Annotated in this window: 17 protein-coding genes and 1 tRNA gene; 9 read left to right on the forward strand and 9 right to left on the reverse strand. The window is 43.4% G+C overall.

Features of this window, described 5'->3' with window-relative positions:
• Positions 1-279 precede the first annotated feature (279 nt).
• The gene (locus B0E43_RS26810) at positions 280-1,836 is read right to left on the reverse strand and encodes an alpha-amylase family glycosyl hydrolase (protein ID WP_077347529.1); all 1,557 of its coding nucleotides are present in this window, start codon (positions 1,834-1,836) and stop codon (positions 280-282) included.
• Positions 1,837-1,947: 111 nt separating this feature from the next.
• Positions 1,948-3,009: a class II fructose-bisphosphate aldolase gene (gene fbaA, locus B0E43_RS26815; RefSeq protein WP_077347531.1), complete on the reverse strand. Its 1,062-nt coding sequence runs from the start codon at positions 3,007-3,009 to the stop codon at positions 1,948-1,950.
• Positions 3,010-3,369: 360 nt separating this feature from the next.
• Between fbaA and B0E43_RS26820 the strand changes: the two genes are divergently transcribed.
• Both B0E43_RS26820 and B0E43_RS26825 read left to right on the forward strand, forming a co-directional pair.
• The gene (locus tag B0E43_RS26820; protein ID WP_077347533.1) at positions 3,370-5,808 is read left to right on the forward strand and encodes a glycoside hydrolase family 31 protein; all 2,439 of its coding nucleotides are present in this window, start codon (positions 3,370-3,372) and stop codon (positions 5,806-5,808) included.
• Positions 5,809-5,858: 50 nt separating this feature from the next.
• Entirely contained in the window at positions 5,859-6,731 is an 873-nt protein-coding gene (locus B0E43_RS26825; protein WP_077347535.1) for an ABC transporter substrate-binding protein, read from the forward strand.
• Here B0E43_RS26825 and B0E43_RS26830 read toward each other — a convergent pair.
• The 5 genes from B0E43_RS26830 to dnaG form a co-directional block, all read right to left on the reverse strand.
• Entirely contained in the window at positions 6,681-8,564 is a 1,884-nt protein-coding gene (locus B0E43_RS26830) for a tetratricopeptide repeat-containing sensor histidine kinase (RefSeq protein WP_077347537.1), read from the reverse strand. The two genes, B0E43_RS26825 and B0E43_RS26830, sit on opposite strands and share 51 nt — an antisense overlap.
• 187 nt (positions 8,565-8,751) lie before the next feature.
• A complete protein-coding gene (gene surE, locus B0E43_RS26835; RefSeq protein WP_077347539.1) occupies positions 8,752-9,537 on the reverse strand; it encodes a 5'/3'-nucleotidase SurE in 786 nt (261 codons plus the stop codon).
• Positions 9,538-9,542: 5 nt separating this feature from the next.
• The gene (locus B0E43_RS26840; protein WP_077347904.1) at positions 9,543-10,181 is read right to left on the reverse strand and encodes a hypothetical protein; all 639 of its coding nucleotides are present in this window, start codon (positions 10,179-10,181) and stop codon (positions 9,543-9,545) included.
• 89 nt (positions 10,182-10,270) lie between these two features.
• A complete protein-coding gene (locus tag B0E43_RS26845; protein WP_077347541.1) occupies positions 10,271-11,503 on the reverse strand; it encodes a bifunctional 3,4-dihydroxy-2-butanone-4-phosphate synthase/GTP cyclohydrolase II in 1,233 nt (410 codons plus the stop codon).
• Between the two features lie 64 nt (positions 11,504-11,567).
• Positions 11,568-13,505, reverse strand: coding sequence for a DNA primase (gene dnaG / locus B0E43_RS26850; protein WP_077347543.1), 1,938 nt, complete (start codon positions 13,503-13,505; stop codon positions 11,568-11,570).
• Positions 13,506-13,664: 159 nt separating this feature from the next.
• Between dnaG and B0E43_RS26855 the strand changes: the two genes are divergently transcribed.
• The 6 genes from B0E43_RS26855 to B0E43_RS26880 all read left to right on the forward strand — a co-directional run bounded on the left by B0E43_RS26855 (position 13,665) and on the right by B0E43_RS26880 (position 21,123).
• Entirely contained in the window at positions 13,665-14,759 is a 1,095-nt protein-coding gene (locus tag B0E43_RS26855; protein ID WP_077347545.1) for an Mrp/NBP35 family ATP-binding protein, read from the forward strand.
• Positions 14,760-14,765: 6 nt separating this feature from the next.
• On the forward strand, positions 14,766-15,014 hold the full coding sequence (locus tag B0E43_RS26860; RefSeq protein WP_077347547.1) for a NifU family protein: 249 nt from the start codon (positions 14,766-14,768) through the stop codon (positions 15,012-15,014).
• 13 nt (positions 15,015-15,027) lie between these two features.
• Entirely contained in the window at positions 15,028-18,099 is a 3,072-nt protein-coding gene (locus tag B0E43_RS26865) for a M43 family zinc metalloprotease (protein ID WP_077347549.1), read from the forward strand.
• Positions 18,100-18,223: 124 nt separating this feature from the next.
• The gene (locus tag B0E43_RS26870) at positions 18,224-18,979 is read left to right on the forward strand and encodes a PASTA domain-containing protein (RefSeq protein ID WP_077347551.1); all 756 of its coding nucleotides are present in this window, start codon (positions 18,224-18,226) and stop codon (positions 18,977-18,979) included.
• A gap of 4 nt (positions 18,980-18,983) precedes the next feature.
• A complete protein-coding gene (locus B0E43_RS26875; RefSeq protein ID WP_077347553.1) occupies positions 18,984-20,825 on the forward strand; it encodes a T9SS type A sorting domain-containing protein in 1,842 nt (613 codons plus the stop codon).
• A gap of 1 nt (position 20,826) precedes the next feature.
• Positions 20,827-21,123, forward strand: a complete 297-nt coding sequence (locus tag B0E43_RS26880; RefSeq protein ID WP_077347555.1) for a rhodanese-like domain-containing protein — start codon at positions 20,827-20,829, stop codon at positions 21,121-21,123.
• Positions 21,124-21,155: 32 nt separating this feature from the next.
• On the opposite strand, the gene B0E43_RS26885 is transcribed toward B0E43_RS26880, so the two are convergent.
• Positions 21,156-22,265, reverse strand: coding sequence for a site-2 protease family protein (locus tag B0E43_RS26885; protein ID WP_077347557.1), 1,110 nt, complete (start codon positions 22,263-22,265; stop codon positions 21,156-21,158).
• Positions 22,258-22,887: an HAD family phosphatase gene (locus B0E43_RS26890; RefSeq protein WP_077347559.1), complete on the reverse strand. Its 630-nt coding sequence runs from the start codon at positions 22,885-22,887 to the stop codon at positions 22,258-22,260. Before B0E43_RS26890 ends, B0E43_RS26885 begins: the two co-directional genes overlap by 8 nt.
• Before the next feature lie 99 nt (positions 22,888-22,986).
• Between B0E43_RS26890 and B0E43_RS26895 the strand changes: the two genes are divergently transcribed.
• A tRNA-Ile gene (locus B0E43_RS26895) sits at positions 22,987-23,063 on the forward strand.
• Positions 23,064-23,223: the final 160 nt, after the last annotated feature.

The following is a 23,223-nucleotide window of genomic DNA, read 5'->3' on the forward strand; positions in this document are numbered from 1 at the left end:
AGGGTCGTAGCTAATTGGAAGATTCACAAACAATTAAAGCTAGAAAGTTATTCTTTGGGAAGCAATATGGAACAAGGGAGATTTTGGAATTGAAAATGGTTTTCGATCAAACTATTTGGATAACTAAAACCAGCATCAGAACCAACTTTCTGATTCCCAATAAACGGACCTGATAGCTTGCCAGTCACATATCAGAACTATGGCGATGGGTCTTGCTTCCCCTTAGATTTACCCAATGAGCCTACACCTATTTGTTACCTTGGATATGGGAAAAATCAATTACTTCAAAAGCACAAGACTTGAATTTCCCCCAAGTTTCAGTTTGCCATCTGAAAATCCCCCTTCTCCCAAACTGAATAACATCTCTTCAAAGCCATCAGGAAGCCTGATTTCGACCTCTTTTTTACCCACGTTGTGAACTACAAAGATTTCCTGTTCACCGGACTTTCTGAAGTAAGCCATCACTGTCGACGGTAATTCCTCAGCCGGAAGTTCTAATGAACCGATCGCCAAAGCCGGGTAGGAATTGCGAAGGGCGATCAGGTTTTTGTAATGGTTGAAGTAACTGTTTGGATCCCCCCGTTGTATCACCAGTGGGGTCACTGTTGAGTCCTTGCTGTACTTGGCTTTGATCCATTTGGTTCGTCCTTTGTCTTTGGATTTGATATCCCAAAGGAAAGCCTCTCGGATGTGCTCGTCGGGTTTGAGGCCCAGCATACCGATTTCCTCACCGTAATATAGGTAAGGCGCGCCTGGCATCGTGAGCAAGATAGAGATCGCTTGCTTGTATTTGGCCGGATCTGAATCCAGTTCATTGAGCAAGCGGGGTTGATCGTGGTTGGAGGAAATAGTCGCATCAATGAAGCTTGGGGTAATCCCCTGATAAAAGTCCAGGATTTCCTTCTGCTTTTTGGCCAAAAGCATCCCATCACCAGTATTCATGGTTTCCAGCAAAGTATAGTGGAAATCAAAATTGAACAAGGCCGGTAAACCAGGTAAGTAAGGTGCCACGATTTCCTTTTTGTCATACACCTCTCCTACCAGATAGACATCCGGCTTGATGGCTTCCATTTTTCCCCGGAATTCCTTCCAAAACTCGTGATTGTCTATTTGTCGATCATCGGAAAAAATATGCTTTGCAGCATCCAAACGGAACCCGTCCACTCCCACTTCCTGGAGCCAGAATCTGCCAATTTCGTAGATTTCCTCACGGACTTTTGGGCTGTCAAAGTTCAAGTCTGGCATTCCTCCCCAGAAAAATCCGTAGTAAAAATCCTCGCCCACTCCCGGATCATGCCATTGGCGGATATTGTCCGAGTCCAGCGTGAGGATCTTTTTGTTCAATAAGTCAGCTATGGTGTCTTTTTGAGCCCAGACATAATACTCCCGGTAAGGATTGTCCTGGCCGGATTTTGCTTCCAAAAACCAGGGATGCTCTTTGCTGGTGTGATTGATGATCATATCAATCACGATTTTGATATTCCGCTTATGGGCTTCTTCAAGCAGTTTTTTGAAATCGTCCATCGTCCCATAATCCGGATGCACCGCCTTGTAATCTGTCACATCGTACTTGTGATAGGTCGGGGATGGCATGATCGGCATAAACCAAATCGCATTGGCACCCAATTCTTTCACATAGTCCAGTTTTTGTGTCACTCCGTTGAAATCCCCAATACTGTCTCCATTGGAATCGTAAAAGGATTGTACAAAAATTTCATAGGTCACTCCTGCTTGAGGCCAGTAATTTTGGACTTCGGGAGCTTCTTTTTCTATTTCCTTACAGGAAGAAAAAACTGCAATTGTCAAAACAGAAGCGGTTAAAATGGATCTATTCATCTGTTGATAATAGATTTTTAGAGGTCAGATAAAATCGCCGGACTTTAAAATCTAATATGAAAAAAAAAGTCACCCGTAAGTGACTTTTTATATTCAGACTACTAAAATAGCTTAATTTCTGCCCACTGCATTCAGCATGTCAAAAGCAAGTTCGAGACGCTTCACGAAGTTCTCTTCACCTTTTCTCATCCAATTGCGCGGATCGTAAAATTTCTTGTTTGGACTGTCCGGACCTTCTGGATTTCCCAATTGGCTTTGCAGATAGCCTTCATTTTTCTTGTAATAATTGAGAATCCCTTCCCACATGGCCCACTGCATATCGGTGTCGATGTTCATTTTGATAGAACCGTAGCTGTTTGCCTCACGGATTTCTTCCACTGAAGATCCAGATCCACCATGGAACACGAAGTTCAAAGGCTTGCCTTTGGTTCCGTATTTCTCGTTCACATAGTCCTGGGAATTCTTCAGGATGACCGGCTTCAAGCTTACGTTTCCTGGCTTATAAACACCGTGCACGTTACCAAAAGAAGCTGCAATAGTAAACAGATCACCGATTTTTTTCAGGTGCTCGTATGCATAAGCCACTTCAGATGGCTGGGTGTACAATCTGGAAGAATCCACATCTGAATTATCCACTCCGTCTTCTTCCCCACCTGTCACGCCGAGTTCGATCTCGATGGCCATGTCCAGTTTAGTGAATTCGGTGAAGTATTTGGAAGAAATCTCCACATTTTCATGAAGTGGCTCTTCGGAAAGATCCAGCATGTGAGAGCTAAAAAGAGGCTTTTTGTAAGCAGCATAAAATGCCTTGCCAGCTTCCAAAAGTCCGTCAATCCAAGGAAGCAACTTCAATGCAGCGTGATCAGTATGCAAAATCACCGGAACACCATACGCTTCGGCCATTTGGTGTACGTGGTGTGCACCTGAGATACCACCCGCAATACTTGCCTGCTGCTTGTCATTTGGAAGGCTTTTTCCTGCAAAAAACTGAGCTCCACCATTGGAAAACTGAATGATAACGGGGGAATTTACCTTCTTGGCAGTTTCCAAAACAGCATTTACTGAATTGGTACCGATCACGTTGACTGCAGGATAAGCAAATTGATTTTCTTTAGCGTAAGCGTAAAGGTCTCTAAGCTCTTCCCCGTATTTTACTCCAGGTTTAAATTTCATAGTTTAAGTTAGGTTTGATTATTCTTTGATAGAGCACTTTTAGCAGCACCCGCTTGTTCTCGAAAGCCTCAAAGATATAAATCCCTGCCTGAATTCCAGTTAAGTCAAAATCTAAAATCTGCTCACCACATTGGGTTTGTACATCTCAATCAACAACTCAGGCTCTTACATTCCAGCAAAAGGCCAAAACCTCTCGATTTAACAATCCTATTCTCTGATTTCAATAATCATCCTTTATGTTTTGAGTCCTTCGATACACATTATTGCAACCAATTTTTTCATACCTATGCAATTGCCAGAATTAAGGTTATCATCTTTAATTTAGCGAAGTACTTCACTGGAATCCCAATTTCTTATATCATGAATACTTCCACCTCGGTCTCAAAATTTTCACGCAATTCGGCTCGCTATCGAGGTTTTGGAGAAGTAAAGGAGTGGCACTCCACACGTTTTGGATTGGAAGGCAAAAGTGATTTTGCCCATTTTCGGATATGTGTTTTTCAGGATGGAATAATCCGGGTTCAGGCCAGTCTTTTTGAAAACTTTGAATCCAATCCTTACTCAGTAATTGCATTTCCTGAAAATGTCCATTTCGAATTAATCGAAAAAGAAAGCCAGTTGATTCTCACTACTTCTTTGCTGAGAATGATCCTCCATCTGAAGACTTTCAACTTATCTTTTTTTGACCTCGAGGGTAAGCTTCTGAATGCGGATGATTCGCTTGGAGTGTCCTGGATCGGATCGGAGGTGACTGCCTATAAGCAAGTCCAAAAGGAGGAGAAGTTCATCGGATTGGGTGAAAAAACAGGGAATCTTAACCGGTTTGGCAATGCCTTCACCAACTGGAATACGGACTATTTCGCTTATGGTGTTGGTGATGATCCCCTTTACATGAGCATCCCATTTTACATGGGAGTCCATGAAAAAGGCGCTTACGGGATTTTCTTTGACAACACCCATAAAACTGTTTTCAATTTCGGAGCCTCTACCAACCGTTTTGTGTATTTCAGTGCTGAAGACGGGGATTTGGATTATTATTTTATCCACCAGCCAACTGTGACTGAGATCATTAGCTCCTACACCTGGCTGACCGGGCGCATGCAAATGCCTCCAAAGTGGGCTTTGGGATTCCAACAGTGCCGTTATTCCTATTATCCTGACTCGGAGGTTTACACCGTGGCGCAGACTTTCAGGGACAAAAAAATGCCCGCTGATGTCATCTATCTCGACATCCACCACATGGAGGGCTACAAAGTGTTCACTTTTGACGGAGAAAAATTCTCAGATCCAAAAGCCATGATCTCTCGGCTGAAGGAAAAAGGTTTCAAAGTCGTGGTCATCATGGATCCGGGAATCAAGAGCCAAAAAGGATATTTACCCTATACCGAAGGCCTGAAAGAAGATCTTTTTGTGAAATATCCTGACGGTAAAACTTACGAAGCGCAGGTTTGGCCGGGTTGGTGTGCCTTTCCGGATTTCACGAAAGAAGAAACCAGATCTTGGTGGGCCGAAAAAATGGCATTCTATACAGACGCCGGTGTTGACGGCTTTTGGACAGACATGAACGAACCTGCATCCTGGGGACAGTTTACTCCAAATTTGATCGAGTTTGAATATGAAGGAGAAAAAGCCTCTCACAGAAAAGCCAGAAATATCTACGGAATGCAGATGGCCAGAAGTGCCAAGGAAGGTTCCGCATTTCAAAATCCTGACAAGAGGCCTTTTGTATTGACCCGTTCGGGTTTCGCTGGAATCCAGCGATTTGCCGCAGCATGGACTGGCGACAATGTCGCATCCGAAGAGCACATGTTGGCCGGGATTCGACTGGTAAATAGCCTGGGATTGAGCGGGGTTTCTTTCGCTGGTTATGATGTTGGGGGCTTTGCAGGAGAGGCTAGCAAGTCACTTTTTGCACGCTGGATGAGTATCGCTGCTTTTGCTCCATTTTATCGAGCTCATTCCATGATCAACAGCAAAGATGCTGAACCTTGGGCTTTTGGGGAAGAAGTCGAGGAAATCAGCCGAAACTATATGAAACTGAGGTACAGGCTTTTGACTACCCTTTACAGCAAGTTTTACTCCAGCAGTCAATCAGGTCTTCCGGTTGCTGAAAGTTTGGCTGTCCAATTCACTCAGGACCAAACTATCTACCAATCCGCTTTCCAAAATCAATACCTGTTTTGCGATTCTTTCCTTGTGGCTCCTGTCGAAAGTACCAAAGGAATCACCAAAGTATATTTACCGGAGGGCGGATGGTATTACCTCTATTCTGACCAAAAACACTCCGGAATTCAGACAATTTACCAAGATTGTCCGCTGAATTATCTGCCGATTTATGTCAAAGGCGGACAGATTTTCACCATGCAATCTGATGTGGCATTTACCGAAGGAACTCATGACGGCATCCTCAGAATCCATGTTTACAAAGGAAAAACGGGCTCAGAATACCTTCATTACGAAGATGCCGGAGAAGGATTGGAGTACCTTTCTGATGTTTTTTTCAAGCGAAAAATCAAATACGATTCAAAGTCCGAAACCTTGACATTTGATTCCGTTGAAGGGAAATATCCAAGCGATTTCAAAACCTTGAAAATCTATTTCCATGGATTTTCCAATGATACCGTATCGCTAGCCGATAAAAATTTCAAGCTTCAGCGGGAGGATTTTGCTTTTCTTGGAAAACTGACTGAATTTGATCCACTCCCAGAACACAATCACCCTTATTTCGAAATTAAAAACCTTCCCTATTTTGAATTGGATCACCTGACAGAGCCTTTCGAAATCCTAGGACTCAAATAGGCGCACCACTTTACCGATTGTACCCTCATTTAATTTTCCCGAAAATTCCCATGAAAACCCTGCGAATCATTGGTGTCCCTGAGCATTTCAATTACCCATTTCGACTTTTGGAAAAAGAGCAGCCGCTATTAGACAAAGGAGTAAAAATCCAATGGACGGACGAATCCCGGGGTTCCGGCCAGATGAATCTGGCTCTGAGAAATGACGAGGCTGACATTGCGATTCTATTGACAGAAAGTTTTCTAAAGGATTTTGAAGCAGGAAATCCCTCCAAAATGATCGGATTTCATGTCGAAACACCATTGGTTTGGGGAATTCATATCCGGGCCAACTCAAATGTAAACTCCCTTTCTGAGCTGAAAAAAAAGCATTTTCTTATCAGCAGAATTGGATCCGGATCACATTTGATGGCATTGGTTTTGGCAAAAAGAGAGGACTGGAATGTTGAAGAACTAACTTTTGAAACTGTCGGAAACATGGATGGGGCCAAAGAAGCGATGGACTCAGGAGATGAGGGGATTTTCCTTTGGGAAAAATACACTACCTCTCCCATGGTCAAAAACGGCACAATGAAATTGATCGGAGAAGTACCGAGCCCTTGGCCATGCTTTGTGATAGTCGCTTCAGATAAAGCTTTGGAGGAGTTTGGGGAAATGATTTTTGAACTTCGGGATAGGCTTTATGAGATTTCGCAGGCTCTAATGGAAAACCATACTAATGCCAAAACGTTGGCCACTTTCTATCACCTGGATCAGAATGGGTTAGAAAAATGGCTTGGGCAAACCAAGTGGTGTACACAAGCAAAAGTTTCACGGAGCGGGTTAAACCAAGCTATGGAAACGATGGTTGATTTGGGGATTTTAAAATCCAAGTTAAGCCTTGAACTCTTCCTGGCTGATAATCGAATTTGGATTGAGGACTGATATTGATTTGGGAAGTCGGACACTAAACTTAGTTCCATGTCCCGGATAGCTTTCTATTGTAATTTCGCCACCGCATTTGCGGGTAAATTCTTTGGCAAGTTGAAGGCCCAAACCGGAACCCTTTTCAAGGTTTGTTCCAGGTTGAGATTTGGTCAGGGAATAGGATTCGGATAAAATCAGATTTATTTGATCTCCAGTCATTCCCACACCCTGGTCAAGTACGCTCCAATGGACCCAATCATCGTCCGTTTCTGAATATACAGTAACCGCATCCCCCTGATTTGAGAATTTCACCGCATTGTTTAGGATATTTCTTACCACCACATCCATTAAATCCTGATCTCCGAAAACAATAACACTGGCTTCCATCTGAGTAAAGACTGCAAGGTTCTTTTCCTTAAAAGCCGCTTGTAAAAGCTTGAGTGAGTTGTCAACCACCTCTCGCAGATCAAAAGTGGATAAGTTCACATTAAACCCCTCCATCTGGGCCATCGACCATTTCAGGGTATTGTTTAGGGTGAAATTGACCGAATCAATGTCTTTGTTCAGCACATAGATCAGACTCAAAAATTCCTCTTTTTCGAGATGGCCGGCCAATAGCATATCGACTACTGATTTGACTTGTCCGATTGGTCCTCTCAAGTCATGTCCCAAAATCGAAAAAAGCTTGTTTTTGGTCTCATTAATTCCCTTCAGTTGAAGAGATTGATTCTCAAGAATCACATTTTGCTCCTCGATTTTTTTCTGCTGGGCCATCAGGTTGGCATTGAAAGACCGGATGTTTTTGTTCATGAAATACAGTCGGATTCCCAGGATTCCAATCAAAGCTGCGGTTATGGCGAAAAAGGCAATGTACTGCCGGGATGTTTTTAGCCGGTAGGCCTGATTCTCATTTTGTGATTTCAGTAGTTCCAGTTCAGATTCTTTCAGATCGGTTTGAAACATATTCTGAAGCAAAGCCAATCTGTCCCGGTTTGATTTATTGAGCAGGGAGTCATTTAAAGTCAAATATTGGGACTGATGAAAAAATGCTTCTTCGATTTTTCCATTTTTCTCATACAACTTTGCCAGATAGCGGTGGCTTTTCGAAAGTTCATCCAAAAATCCATATTCACGGCAAAGGTTAACTGAATACAAAAGAATTTCTTCGGCTTTATTGTCCATTCCATTGAGCAAATACGCATTTCCCAATCGGTGTAAAACCCCAGCTTCAAAGGATTTGATTCCCTGTTCGCGGGACATTTCGAGGGAACGGGTATAAATGGCCTGTGCAGAATCATAATTCCCCTTGGCCAGATAAACATCTCCAATTACCCTATGGGCAAAAGAAGTCAGGTATGGTGATCCGGCATTTTCATTCATTTCGATCGACTGCCGGGCATATACCAATGCCGAATCGAGCTGATTTATTTGAGTAAAGTTTAAAGCCACATTATTCAGACTTCGAATCCGGGTGGACAAGTCATTCACTTTGGTGGCAAGCTCATACCCTTTTTTAAACTGCTCAATTGCCATTGGGTAGTTTTGCTGCTCGTAATAGAGAGCTCCCATATTGTTCATCAATCGGGCAGCCTGAAGCGGATCCTTGGTTTTTATGGCCAATTCATAAGCTTTCTCTGAAAATTCAAAAGACTTCTGCCATTGGCCTTGGCGGTAATAAATCCAACCGATATTTTCCAAGGCACGGCTTTGCCCTGAAAGATCTCCACTGATTTTCGCCAGAGAATCAGCTTCAATTGAAAAATTCATAGCTTCCTTTTGGGCACTTTCGCGAAGCGATGCAGCCATTTGGTTCAGCAAGTCGATCCGCTCTTTTCCGGATTTTCCCTTCAATATCGAATTAAGGCTATCTAAGATTGGTTCCTGTGAAAAACCATAATCCGGAAAGGAGAAAATTATCAATAAGAGTAAAAGAATTGGGCGACTCACTATGCGGCAGATTCTTGATTTGCTGCAAAATAAAGATAATCACGAAAATAATGGACTCCGATTGCCTTTTCAATTCAAAAATGCCAAAGGGTCAGGATTGCAAATTCTCCCAATCCCATTCTTTGTTGATCTGGGAAATCGCGTGGTGCGCAGTCAGATCATATTGGCAAGGAACGATGGAGATGTAATTGTTACCGATTGCCCATTCGTCATTGTCCTCCCCTTTGTCAAAATTCACAAAGTTTCCTGCCATCCAGAAGTATTTCCTCCCTGTTGGGTCGTAGCGTTCCGAAAATTCTTCTTGCCACTTGGCATCTGCCTGACGGCAAATTTTAATTCCTTTTATGGGTTCATTTCTCTTGGGAGGGAAATTCACGTTCAAAGCAACACCTTTGGAAATTCCTCTTTCCAAAACCTGCCGGGCAATTTTCTCCACCCATTCTTCAACGTGGGAAAAGTTAGCTTTTGAAGAATAATCACACAGGCTGAAACCAATGGATGGTAATCCCTCCAGCGCACCTTCAATTGCCGCAGACATGGTTCCGGAATACAAAACCGAAATCGAGGTATTTGAACCGTGATTTATCCCGCTTACCACCAGATCCGGAGTGCGGTCTTTCAAGACATAATGCTTCGCAAGTTTTACGCAATCAGCAGGCGTGCCACTGGATTTGTATGCCAACACATCCTCAAAAATATCCTCTTCATACAATCTGAGAGTCTCTCCGATGGTAATTGCATGACCCATTCCGGACTGTGGACTGTCTGGGGCGACTACCACTACATCGCCCAGTTTTTTCATTACCGAAACAAGAACCCGGATACCTTTGGAGGTGATTCCATCGTCATTGGAGACGAGGATAAGCGGTTTTGACATAAAAATTAATTGTGCAAATCATTGTAATACGCGGTAATTCTAAGCAAATCTCCGCGCTTATCATGCTCCAGTCGGTTTTTTCTCATGAAAAGATCTATCTCTTCATCATATCCTGGAAGCATGGCAAAAAGGTCTTTTCGCTTCAAACTGTACAGCTCCATTTTACCATTTTTGAAAAAATAATAATTGAAAGCCAGCCGATATCCCGAATAAGTCTGCGGTCCCCAGAAAGGATTCATTCCGACAGGTCCCCAATTGTTCATCCCCCTGGTATCAGTTGCGATATATTCACGGCAAAGCAAAGCAATGTCAGTCCCTTCTGTCAAAACCTCAAAAAAAGTCGGAGTCTCATACTGCCCGTTGATTGCATAAGGAAGGCTGTAAAACTTGCGGATTCCTCCAAAAATCTCATCGTAGATTTCAAAGTTTGCAACATTGGAAGCAGTGAAAGTATCCACAGTCTCAGTCTGAAGCTGGACCAGATTATTGTCCAAATCATATTTGATCAGACCTGAAATTGTCGTGCCGTCATTGAGATAAATATTTCCTTTGTGCCAAACCTGTGAAGGGAATTGGCTATTCTGAGCTAAGGCCAAAACCAAGCTCAGAAATAGGAAGCCCAGGGTGAAAATTGCCTTTTTCATGGTGATCATTATGCTTAGAATAAACGGCCAAATTCATTTTGGGTTATTGCTTCCCTTTTGACCTCGATACTTAAAGTTAACAACTTCTCCTACTTGAGAATATTGTGTCCCATTTTATCTCTTTTGGTAGTGAGATACTTTTCATTGTGTGGATTGGGTTTGATCTCGATCGGAACCTGTTCCACGATTTCCAGTCCATAGCCCAACAAGCCCACTCTTTTTTGGGGGTTATTTGAGATCAGGCGGATTTTGCTGATTCCCAAATCTCGTAAAATCTGTGCACCTACTCCATAGTCTCTACCGTCCATCGGCAAGCCCAAAGCAATATTTGCCTGAACAGTATCCATGCCTTGCTCCTGAAGTTTATAGGCTTTCAGTTTATTGATCAAGCCGATCCCCCGGCCCTCCTGGTTCATATAAAGGACCACTCCTTTGCCTGCTTTTTCAACCATTTCCATTGCCGCATGAAGCTGTGGACCACAGTCACATCTGCAACTCCCGAAGATATCCCCTGTCGCACAGGAAGAATGTACTCTTACAAGGATCGGTTCCTTAGGATCCAATTCGCCTTTGATCAAGGCCATGTGGATCTCCTGGGTATTGGTCTGTCTAAAAGCAATGAGATCAAAATCCCCCCAAGTAGTCGGAAGTTCCACTCCGATTTCGCGTTTGATCAGAGATTCGTTTTTGAGTCTGTAAGCAATCAAGTCCTTGATCGAAACCAGCTTTAGTTTGAAGCGTTCGGCTACTTTCACCAAATCAGGAAGTCGGGCCATCGTCCCGTCTTCATTCATGATTTCTACCAAAACCCCTGCAGGTGCCATTCCTGAAAGTCTAGCAAAATCAATTGCCGCTTCGGTATGACCTGCACGGCGGATTACTCCTCCCCGCTTTGCTTTTAGCGGAAAAATATGCCCGGGTTTTCCAAGTTCGCTTGGATGAATCGAGTCGTCTATCAGTGCTTTGATGGTTTTTGCACGGTCTGAAGCTGAAATTCCGGTAGTACAGCCATGGCCGACGAGATCAACTGAAACAGTAAAGGGAGTTTCAAAAGCAGCGGTATTATTCCCAACCATCAATTCCAATCCCAGTTGGTCACAACGATCCTCAATCAGCGGAGCGCAGATCAGTCCACGTCCATGTGTAGCCATGAAATTGACGATCTCTGGAGTAACTTTCTCAGCCGCGCAGATGAAATCGCCTTCATTTTCACGGTCCTCATCATCTACTACAATGATGACTTCACCGTTTTTGATGGCTTCGATGGCATCCTCTATTGAGTCTAGCTGGTAGTTTTCCACTTGGGTTGTATTTGAATTCATAAATCGAAGCGCAATTTAGTCTCTTTCCAACTCTAAACAGGGATTGACCAAAGAAAGTTTGGCCTTAGCCGATGACTATTCCGAGTTCTTTATCGATCTCAAGCTGGACCTTTTTCAGTTCAAAATAAACCTGCTGAAGTTCAAACACCTTATCGGCATCCAAACCCTCATGCTCTGCGGATTTAATTTTTTGCTTGGCTTCATCCATCATTTTATGAACCAGCCTCCTCTTCAATCTCAAAATTGATTTGAAAGCAGTTCCTGCCAAATCATCAGATTCCGTGGTGATAAAAATCTGGTGCCGCTCATGCCAATGATTGGACACTTCATGTCTGGGAGTGATCAGATCAATAACTTCCTGCCTTACCTCTGTATCCCGCTGAGCAACAAAAAAATCGGTATTAGGAATTTCACCTTTTGCAAGACAGTCCCTGTACATGCTAAGAATCTTTTGATAAATCGGGGTATGAAATTCGATTTCCTCAGTCTCTGAAAGTAAATATTGACAGAGGCGCAATTCCTCTTGATCAAACTTTTGCCAGCCGTAATTTAACAAAAGCCTTACAGTCTCTTTCTCCTGAATTCTCAGCGTGTCTTCAACCGAAATCTGAGTCTTGGTGGGGATCAACTCCTCCAGTTTTTCCTCAGCCTCAGCTTCTTCCTTTACTTTCTGAAAATGCTCTTTATTACTCTTGATCAGAGACTTATTAAGCTCTGAGTGAATAATCTCTTCCTCGATCTGTAAAAGTCCTGAGGCTTCTTTGGCATATACGGAACGGACGATAGGATCCGGAATTTTCCCGATGCTTTGGACAATCTCACGGATTACTTCGGCCTTTCGGATAGGATCCTTTGCAAATTCATCCTGATAAAGACCAATCTTAAATCCGATAAAATCACGGCTGTTTTCTTTCAGATAATCCTGAAAAGCCTGCGAGCCGACTTTTCTCGAAAAGCTGTCGGGATCATCTCCGTCAGGAAATACAACTGCTTTGACATTCAGCCCACCTTCAAGCAGCAAATCTATTCCCCGAATTGAGGCCTTGATCCCGGCAGCATCCCCGTCATAAAGGACCGTCACCTGATTGGTGAAACGCTTGATCAGTTTGATCTGTCCTTCTGTAAGCGAAGTGCCTGAAGAGGCCACCACGTTTTCGATTCCGGATAAATGCATCGAAATGACATCCGTATATCCTTCGACCAGGAAACAGTTGTCCAAATCTCTGATGGCTTTTTTGGCCTGAAACATCCCATAGAGCACATCGCTTTTGTGATAGATCGGTGTCTCCGGCGAGTTGATGTACTTCGGTTGGTTTTTGTCCTTGGTGAGAATCCTGGCTCCAAAGCCGATCGCCTTACCGCTGATATTGTGTATCGCAAAAGTGACTCTTCCTCTAAAGCGATCATACAATCTGGTAGGATCTCCTTCTTTTTGAAGAATAAGACCTGCTTTGAGTAAAATATCTTCCTCAAATCCAGCAGTTTTAGCAGCTTTCAAAAAATGATCCCAACCATCCAAAGCATAGCCTAGATCAAATTTTTCGATGATTTGGGGATTGAAACCCCTCTCCTTGAAATAACTCAGACCGATGGATCTTCCTTCCTCGGTCTGAAGATTTTTCACAAAAAAATCCTTGGCAAAATTCAGAGCGATGAACAAACTTTCCCGCTCATTTTGCTGGAGATCCTGTTCGGGAGTGCGGTTTTCGTCTTCTTCTACCTCTATCCCATATTTTCCGGCAAGGTGACGGATGGCTTCCTGAAAACCGACTCCTTCGATATCCATTACAAACTGAATCGGGTCTCCGGCCTTTCCGCAACCGAAGCATTTGTAAATCTGCTTGGCAGGTGAAACCGAAAACGAGGGGGATTTTTCTCCGTGAAAAGGGCAGCAAGCCCACATGTTTTGCCCTTTTTTCTTCAAAGGAACATAGTCACCCACCACCTCGACGATGTCGGCACGCTCTTTTACTTTGTCAGAAGTCAGCTTACTAATGCTCATTAAAATAGGATAGGAAACAAAGTTAAGTGCAGAGTTCAGATTTAAAGGACAATTCCAAAGAACTATTTGTCTTGGGTGAGAGTTCTCCCAGACAAGGCTAGAATGCGGTTTCATAAAGCCACATTCTTAACCTAACTTGCCCAAAATTTAGAATTACCCATGCAATTGACCGCAGAATCAATCAAAAAATCACTTTCAAGAGTTCAGGATCCAGACCTAAAGAAGGATCTGGTCACCTTGGGAATGATTCAAGGAGTTCATATTGAAGGAAAAAAAGTGAGTTTCAAGGTCGTATTGACCACTCCCGCTTGTCCTTTGAAGGAAGTAATCAAAAACAACTGCATCGAGGTCTTGGAACAAGATCATGGAAAGGACTGGGTTTGGGATATTTTTATGACTTCTCAAGTGACAACTATCCGGGATGCAGGGCCGATTCTACCGGAAGTGAAAAACATCATTGCAATTGCATCCGGCAAAGGCGGAGTGGGAAAATCCACAACAGCGGTCAACTTGGCTGTAGCTTTGGCTCAACTCGGAGCAAAAGTCGGATTGATAGATGCGGATATTTCCGGCCCATCAGTTCCTACCATGTTCAATGTCGAGGGTGAACAACCATCGGTAAAGAAAGTCGGTGAAAAAAACATCATCATTCCGATCACTCAATATGGGGTAAAACTGATGTCCATTGGGTTTTTGACCCCTACAGACCATGCCGTGGTTTGGCGAGGCCCGATGGCAAGTTCTGCTTTAAGACAATTTATTTCGGATGTGGAGTGGGGAGAATTGGATTATCTGTTGATTGATTTGCCGCCGGGTACTTCAGATATCCACCTGACGATGGTTCAGACTGTTCCCGTCACTGGTGCTGTGATTGTCACCACCCCTCAAAAGATCGCTTTGGCTGATGCAAACAAGGGTTTGTCCATGTTTAGGCAGCCTCAAATTAACGTGCCTATCTTAGGTGTTGTTGAAAATATGGCTTATTTTACACCCGAGGAGTTGCCTGAAAATAAATATTACATTTTTGGGAAAGAGGGTGGAAAAAAATTAGCCGAAAAATACGATGTCCCGTTTCTTGGAGAAATTCCAATTGTACAAAGTATCCGGGAAAGTGGCGATACAGGCTACCCGGCAGTATTGAAAGAAGGATTGACTAAAGATGCCTATATGGATTTGGCAGAATCTGTAGCCCGACAGATCGCAATCCGAAATGCCTCAATCGAAAAAACATCAGTTGTAGAAGTAAAAGCATAAGTAATAATGGAACCTGGACTAAGAGAAAAAATTGAATTCGCTTTGGATACCATCAGACCCTACCTGGAAGCTGATGGGGGAAATGTGCGGATAGTGGAATTGACAGAGGATTTGGTTTTGAAAATCGAAATGATGGGCAACTGCGGCTCTTGTCCCATGTCAACCATGACTTTGAAAGCAGGAGTTGAAGAGGCCATCAAGCGTGCAATTCCTGAAATCATTCGGGTGGAAGCCGTAAATCTTACCATTGCCTGATTATTTCCACTGAATGAAAAAAGGTTTCCGGATTTTTAGCACAATCCTGCTTTTAAAAGGACTATTACTACTAGCGGCTAGTACTTACGGTCAAAAAATCACCTTTCTGGATCCGTCCCAATCCCTGGGATCTACCGCTCCCCATTCCCACACAGACAAATGTGCCCATACCCTGATCCAATCCAAGATCGAAAAAGAGATGGGTTATTTTGGAACGAAAGGATTTTTTGAGGATTGGCTTGACCAAAAAATTGTTTCCAGGAGATCCACACCTCAAATAGCCAGAATCCAGGAAGATCGGAGACTGATACCCGTCGTGGTTCACGTCATTCATACCGGTTCAGCAGAAGGAACTGGCACAAACATTCCCCAATCACAGATCATCGAGCAAATCCGGATCCTCAATGAGGATTTCAGAAGACTCAACGCCGATGCCAACCGAACTCCGGCTGAATTCCTTCCTGTAGCTGCCGATGCCAATATCGAATTTGTCCTTGCCAAGCAGGATCCAAATGGCCTTCCTACCAATGGAATTGTCCGCCTGCAAGGCACCAAATCCACCTATGATCCGAATACTGATGCCGTCCTGATCGGTCAGCTAAGCCAATGGAATCCGGAGGAATACATGAATATTTGGGTGGTTCCTTTGGTTCAGCCCTATATCGGTTATTCATCTTTTCCGATATCTGACCTTCCGGGCCTGAATTTTTCTCCTACACCGGCGATTATGGACGGAGTAACAATCGATTACCGCTATTTTGGAGTGGGGGGAAGTGCAGCTTCCGGTTCATTGGGAAGAACAGCCACGCATGAAGTGGGACACTTTTTCGGACTACGTCATATCTGGGGAGATGGAGGATGCGGTGTGGATGATTTTGTCACAGATACTCCGGATCAGGATTCCTCAAACTCGGTATGTAATTCCAATCCGAGTAAATTTTCCTGCGGAAACAACAACATGATCCAAAACTACATGGATTATACTCCGGATGCCTGCATGAATTTATTCACCAAAGGTCAGGTAGAACGGTATAATGTGGTACTGGAAAACAGCCCCCGACGGATTACACTTGTTAACAACCGCGCCACCCAAGATCCTGTTTTGGTAAGCAGAGATTTGGCTCTAATCAGGATCACCCAACCTGTAGATGCCATCTGTGATCTCAATATCATACCACAAGTAGAAGTACAAAATGCCGGATCGGGACTCATTTCATCTGCCCGGTTGGATTTTAGAAGAAACGGAGTAGTCATCGAAAGCAAGACATTTTCCCTAAACTTGACCACTGGGGCAACAGCTAACTTGACTTTCAACCCCTATCTGTTACAACCCGGAAACAATCAAATCCAATTTGAGATCACACAAGTCAATGGGCAAGCTGATGAAAATGCAGCCAACAATGTAAAAACCTCCAATCCTGTTTTGCAGGGAGAAATCAATCTCCCTTACAATTACAATATTTCTACTTTTCCAGGTGATTGGGTCATTTCCAATCCTGATCAGTCAAAAACTTGGGAGAAAAGTACCCTTTCCCTCGATGGACAAAGTCAGGATGCAGTTTATATCCGTCATTTTGATTATGAAGCTCCCGGACAATACGACTTTTTCATTTCCCCTATCATTGATTTGTCAAAATATCCAAATGCCCAATTGGTTTTTGAGGTAGCACATGCCACATACAATCAGGCAGGTTATCAGGATGAATTATTGATTTCTGTATCCGAAGACTGCGCCTCAGAATTTGACCTTATAGATGTCAACTATCAGAAATCTGGAGTAAAGCTGGAAACCTCACCCACAACTTTGGATGAGTTTATCCCAACTTCTAATGCGCAATTCAGAACTGAGGTCTTTAATCTGAAAGAATTTCTTTCCTTGGGTAAAGTTCGCTTGGCAATCATTTCCAAAAATTCTTACGGTAATAACATTTACCTGAAAAATATCCGCATTCTTCCCAATGAGGAATTCAACTACTCGCTCAAAATCGAAGAAATTGTAAATCCCTACCCAATCGGTACAGGAAAGCATGTAAATGAAATTTTTCGAGTCACCAACACAGGTAACCTACCGGTTTCTAAATTCCTGTTTACCCGAACTACCAATTCCTCAACTCCTGAAACTTACATTGTTTCAGAGTTAAACGTTACCCCTGAAGGCCATGTAGATCTGGATATTGCCAAGTCCACAAGTGAGGGAAAAAACCGTCTTCAGTTTTCGGTATCAGAACCTAATTTCGACCAAAATCAACAGGTTCCATTAACTTTCAGTCGGTTCCATTTGGAAAATACGGATTCCATTGCTGCTCCCTGGCGACAAAAATTCGACAACAGTACCAACCTCAATCCCTGGTTGACCATCAATCCTGAAAATGATCAGGCTTCCTGGACAGTCCTTCCAGTAAGCAACGGCACCGAACCCAACAATGCGGCCAGGCTGGAAAATGGAAGTTCAGGCAACAGTTATTGGTTGGGTACTCCGGTTTTTGATCTATCCAAAACCAGTCAGGCTAGTATCTTCTTTGACCTGGCAGTCGGCCAGATAGATGCGGATACACGCTTGTCACTTTTGGCAAGCAAGGACGGGGGATTAAGCTATACCCTTGCTTGGACTGCAGCTGGAACAGAACTTTCAACCGTATCAGTTGGAAATGCAAATCCCAATTCACCAGGAGATTTTGCAAGAAAGTTTGTGAACCTAAGTGAATTGGCAGGTACTGGCAATACCTCAGTCAGATTGGCTTTTGTATTGGAAATATCCGGAAACAGCAATTCTCCGGTTTACCTGGATAATCTGGAACTGTTTCTGAATGCCAATCCAGAGCCAGTAATACCTTCGGAAGTTTCCAGCATTCTGTTTCCAAATCCGGCCAGGGAATTTTTCAGCTTGGCATTCAACCTTCCGGTACGGGAAGATGTCACCATTCAGATTATTTCAGCCACAGGATCCATTGTGCATGAAGTAGTCTATCCGGGCACTCTCAACCAGACCTACTCGTTTAGCACTGAATTGTTCAGAACAGGCCTGTATGTGATTAGGATCAACAGCAATTCCCTTCAGGAAACGAAGAGATTGATTATTAATTGATCTTAAATAAGCCGAAGTTGAAAGCTTCGGCTTATTTTTTGCCAGTTACTTTGGGTTGTTTTCAACAATTTTGCACCTTAAGCGATCAAAAATCCAACTATCTTAGTCTGACACAAATTTCCCGATGATTCCCCTCAATTATTCGCTCAAAAAAATCCTGATAAACCTGCTGATCATTACCGCCATCGCAGTTTTTTTTGGATTTCTTTTTTTGAAAGTTTACTTACCTCTCTATACCAATCACGGAGAAACAGTCTCTGTTCCGGACCTTTCAGGTTACGAATACCAGGAGGCAAGTGAACTGTTGGACAATTCAGGACTCCAATATGAAGTATCACTGGATTCTGGCTTTAGCACCGAATTGCCTGCCTTGGCAATCCTAAAGCAGATTCCAGAAGCAAACTCCCAGGTAAAAAGTGGGCGAAAAATATACCTGACGCTCAATGCCAGAAATGCACCTTTGATCAAAATGCCAAATCTGGTTAACATGCCACTGAAAAATGTCCAGGAAATTCTTTCAAATATTGGTCTGGAGCGTGGGGATATCGTGTATGTCCCAGATATCGGTATCAACGTGGTCCTTGAACAGCGATACAGAGGAGTCACCGTCAAGGAAGGTTTTGAAATACCCAAAGGTGCCCAGATTGATTTGGTCGTTGGAGATGGTATGGGAAACCAGATTCTCCTCGTACCTGACCTTACGGGAATGGAGGAGGAAGATGGGGAATTTCTCGTTTTGGGTTCGGGTCTCAGAGTAGGCAAAAAGAATTATTCTTTGACAGATTCAGTCTCTCCCGGAAAAATTTTCCTGCAAGCCCCGCCGGCTGGATCTGAAGTCAAAACCGGAGATTTAATCGATATTTGGATATCCAAAAACTAAGGGATTGAAAAAAATTCAAACATCCTGGCAACTTTTTTTCTGCTTTGCTTTCCTTATCTCGCAGAGCCAGCAAGGATTTGCCCAGTTTGTAGAAATCGCTCCAATCCACCAACAAAAGTATTCTGCAAAAACAGCAGCCGGGCTTTCTTCGAGAATTCAAAACTTCAACACATTACCCTTTTGGGACGATTTTTCGACAGGGCTTGATACCCTTAAATGGACTGCTGAAGGTGCATCCTACACGGAGACAATCGGACAAAATCCACCTTCTCTGGGAGCAATATTGTTCAATGGAGTGGATCAAAACGGAAGACCTTATTCCCTACAGATCCGTGACCAGGGCGAAAGCGACTTTCTGGCTTCCAAACCATTTGATCTGAGTACACTTTCAACTGCTCAGAAGGAAAGTCTGTATTTGAGCTTTTTTTGGCAGGCAGGAGGAAAGGCCGAAGCCCCGGACGACCGTGACCAACTCACACTTCAGATTTTGAATCCTGAGGGAAATTGGGTTACAGTTTGGTTTCGACGCGGAGGTGAAGGACTTGACAGGACTGCCTTTACTCAGGAAATCCTGAAAATCAGACCCGAATGGCAGCATTCTGACTTCCAATTCAGGTTTTACTCCAACGGGCGCCAAATTGGACCCTTTGACAGTTGGTTGGTGGATTATGTCTATCTGAATTTCAATAGAACGGAAAACGAGGTGAGCTATCGGGACAGAGCTTTGACACAACGCAATCAGGTAACAATCGGAGATTTTACAGCCTATCCTTTGGAATTGCTCCAAGCTGATCAAACCGGACTTTGGAGTCAAGTTGGAAATGAATTTTTGAATCTTGAAGACCGCTTTCGGGCAATGGAATATTCCATCCAATTAGAGGACAGCCTGGGCAACCAAATCTTGCCTATCAACGAGGATACTCCTTTCAATCCTGTACCCAATTCACTGGAAAGGAGATCATTTTTGAGCCGTGAGTTCGATGAAATCCCTGTGCCGGTTTCAGAATCAGATTTGGTCTTTAGTACCTCCCTTACTTCGGGGGATGAGTTTCTCTATGAAATTCAAAACGGCGACACCATCCGATACCAATCGGTGGATTATCGGCTTAACGACACGGTAAAGACTGTTTTTCCAATCCGTGATTTTTTTGCCTATGACAACGGATCCGCTGATTATTCGGCGGGGATCAATCAGCGGGCAGGTCAGTTAGCTGTCCTGTTCGACACACCCGAACCAGTCTACCTCAAAGGAATTTCGATCAATTTCACCAATGCTATTCAGGCAAATCAAGCCCTGGACATCGTAGTATGGGATGAAATTGACAAAAGCCCCATCCTGGTCAAAGAATCTTTGATTCCTGCCAAAATACCCGGCCAGGACTTTATTTATTATTCACTGGATACCAACCTGCTTGTAACAGGACAATTTCATATCGGATTCACCCAATATACCAATGACTTTATCCATGTGGGCTTGGACAAAGTCAATGACCAAGGTGACAAGATTTATTACAATGTGGGAAGTGGCTGGGTTCAGAATGAAGAAGTGAAAGGCTCCCTGATGATCCGGCCCCATGTATCTCTTTCCCCTCCCTTTGAAGAGAGTCAAATTCCTGAATCTGGTTTTAGAATTTATCCAAACCCGGTAGTTGACAGGTTATTTGTGGAAGGGGAATTTGCAGAAATTACCATTTTTGATTCCTTCGGAAGGCAGATTTTGTTACAGAGGGAGCGAAACGATGAAGGGGAAATTGTTAATTTTGAAGGACAAAGACCGGGGATTTATGTGATCAACCTAAATTCCAAATCCGGTTCAAAATCATTCCGAATTTTAGTAACCAAATAATATGGAAGATATAACTGTTTCAGAACTGAAGGATCGCTTGGACAAAGGTGAAAAGTTTCACTTTCTTGATGTGCGGGAGGAATGGGAATATGAAGAGGATAACCTTGGCGCAGAAAACATCCCTTTGGGCGAACTGCCACACCGACTAGGGGAATTGGAGCAATTCAAAGACGAAGAAATCCTAGTCCATTGCAGATCCGGTGCGCGCAGTGGAAATGCCAAAAAATTCATGGAAAGCAAAGGATTCAACCAGGTCCGAAATGTCCTGGGAGGAATTTTAGCTTACAGAGCACTATAAGAACGAGCCGGAAATTTCCGGCTCGTTTTTTTTTAGGAGAAAATAAAAGGCTTGGGAGAAAAGCAAAGCACGAAAATCAGGATTGCTAACCAGCCGATGATTTTTCTGTTTCGGTCCATTTCTCTTACTCCGGAAACCTCTGGGTGTCGAAGCCCCATCACCCTTCCCAAAAGAAATGCAAAGAAAAGCCAGCCCTGATATCCATCCCATTCCGGTTTAAAGAAGGCCAAAGCATATTGTCCAGCGGCAATGGAAAGTGCAATAGTAAGTTTGGATTGCAGGGAAAAATCTGTTCTGGAATAGCAGATATACAAAAATCCGACATAGAGTGGAATACTGATCATCAGTTCCTCCAAAGGCATTCCCGGTCTAATGGTCCCCAATCCGGCATAGGCTAAGAAAATCGTAAAAACCGAGATTGAAATTTGCCTGTGATGCTTGGGAAACAGACCAAACACCACATGACCGCCGTCAAGTTGTCCGATAGGCAACAAATTGAGCGCGGAGAAAAAGAGGGCCAAATATCCGGCGAAAAGAAAAGGATAATGGATCACTTCAGACATGACCGGAAGTCGGTCCGGATCTGCCAAAAGCTCCCCCATTCCCCAAAAAAGAAGGTTTTTTCCCAATTCAAAATCCAGTACATCCTCTCCATTCCCTTCAAATTCCGGATCGGCATATTCCGGATGTATCGTGTAAATATATTCTGCTGGAGGCAAGGTGGTAAACCCATACACCAGCACCCCAAAAGCGACCACAAACCCGGCAATCGGACCCGCAACCCCTATATCGAAGAACTTCCTACGGCTGTTGACAAGTCCTTTCATCCGGATGATCGCCCCGAAGGTTCCAATCGATGGCCACCCAATAAATCCCAACCAGGCCGGAATAAAATAGGGCATGCTGCATTTCACTTTGTGATAAATCGAAGTAAAAAAATGCCCCAGTTCATGAACCAGCAGGATTCCGACAAATGGAATGGAAAATGCCATGGATTTAAGAAAATATTCCCAGGTCATGAATGATTCCCCACTTGCGATCACAGATTTACCGTAAACCCACTCCCCTCCTGCCAATGTGGTGGTGATAACGGTAAGAATGAAAAGGGATCCGTGGATGAAGTATTCTTTTGGTTTATACATGTCCGAAAAAATCAAAAATCACATTCGGACCAGTCACCTGAATCGCCTTGATTCCAAGGGAAACTGCACCCAAAACATTTGCCTCCAAATCATCGAAAAAAATCACCCGGTCAGCACTCGTGCCCAGCTCGAACAGCATCCTCTCGTAGATTTCAGCCGATGGCTTGGCCAAACCCATCTCGTGACTGTAGAAGATTCGGTCAAAAAGCGGTTCAAATCCTTCCATCCCATGATCCATTCGAAGCATTTCGTAAACTGCATCAATATGAATCTCATTGGTATTGCTCAACACAGCCAGCTGGTAATTTCCTTTGAGTTTTGAGACGAGTTCTATTCTTTCGTTAGGAATTTTTCCAAGGATACTGTTCCAAAGTTCATCTACTTTGCTATCCTCCCAAGACTGGCCAAAATAGGCTCGAATTTCATTTCTAAAGGTCTGGGAATCTATTTCTCCTTTTTCATAAGCTTTATGAAAATCAGTGACATAGAAGGAATCCACTTTGGAATGGTAGGCTGGAGGCACCTCTGATTTGATAAGATTAAATGCCCTATTGTAATCTAAATCGATAATCACATTGCCCAAATCAAAGATCAAAAAGTCAGCATCAGGGGCATTTTTCATTCGCAATACGAGTTGTGTATATGAACTCAAATATGTAACATTGCACTCCCAAAACCAAGGTTTAAAGGCATTAGAGCGAATAAATCCTAGTTATGATCCGGGCCTATAGCTCATTCGGTTAGAGCAACTGACTCATAATCAGTAGGTGCTTGGTTCGATTCCAAGTGGGCCCACCAAGCCATCTGAGAAATCAGATGGCATTTTTATTTTTAGGGATGAAAATGTTTTTCGGTTGCATCCTCCATTCAATTTGCTGCTCATCACTTTCGCAGGCAAGAATGCTCGAAATCCATATCAAGAAACTGAAATCAAAAACCTATATCCAAAACAGGATCA

The sequence above is a fragment of the Algoriphagus sp. A40 genome, assembly GCF_002002735.1.
Lineage (GTDB): Bacteria > Bacteroidota > Bacteroidia > Cytophagales > Cyclobacteriaceae > Algoriphagus.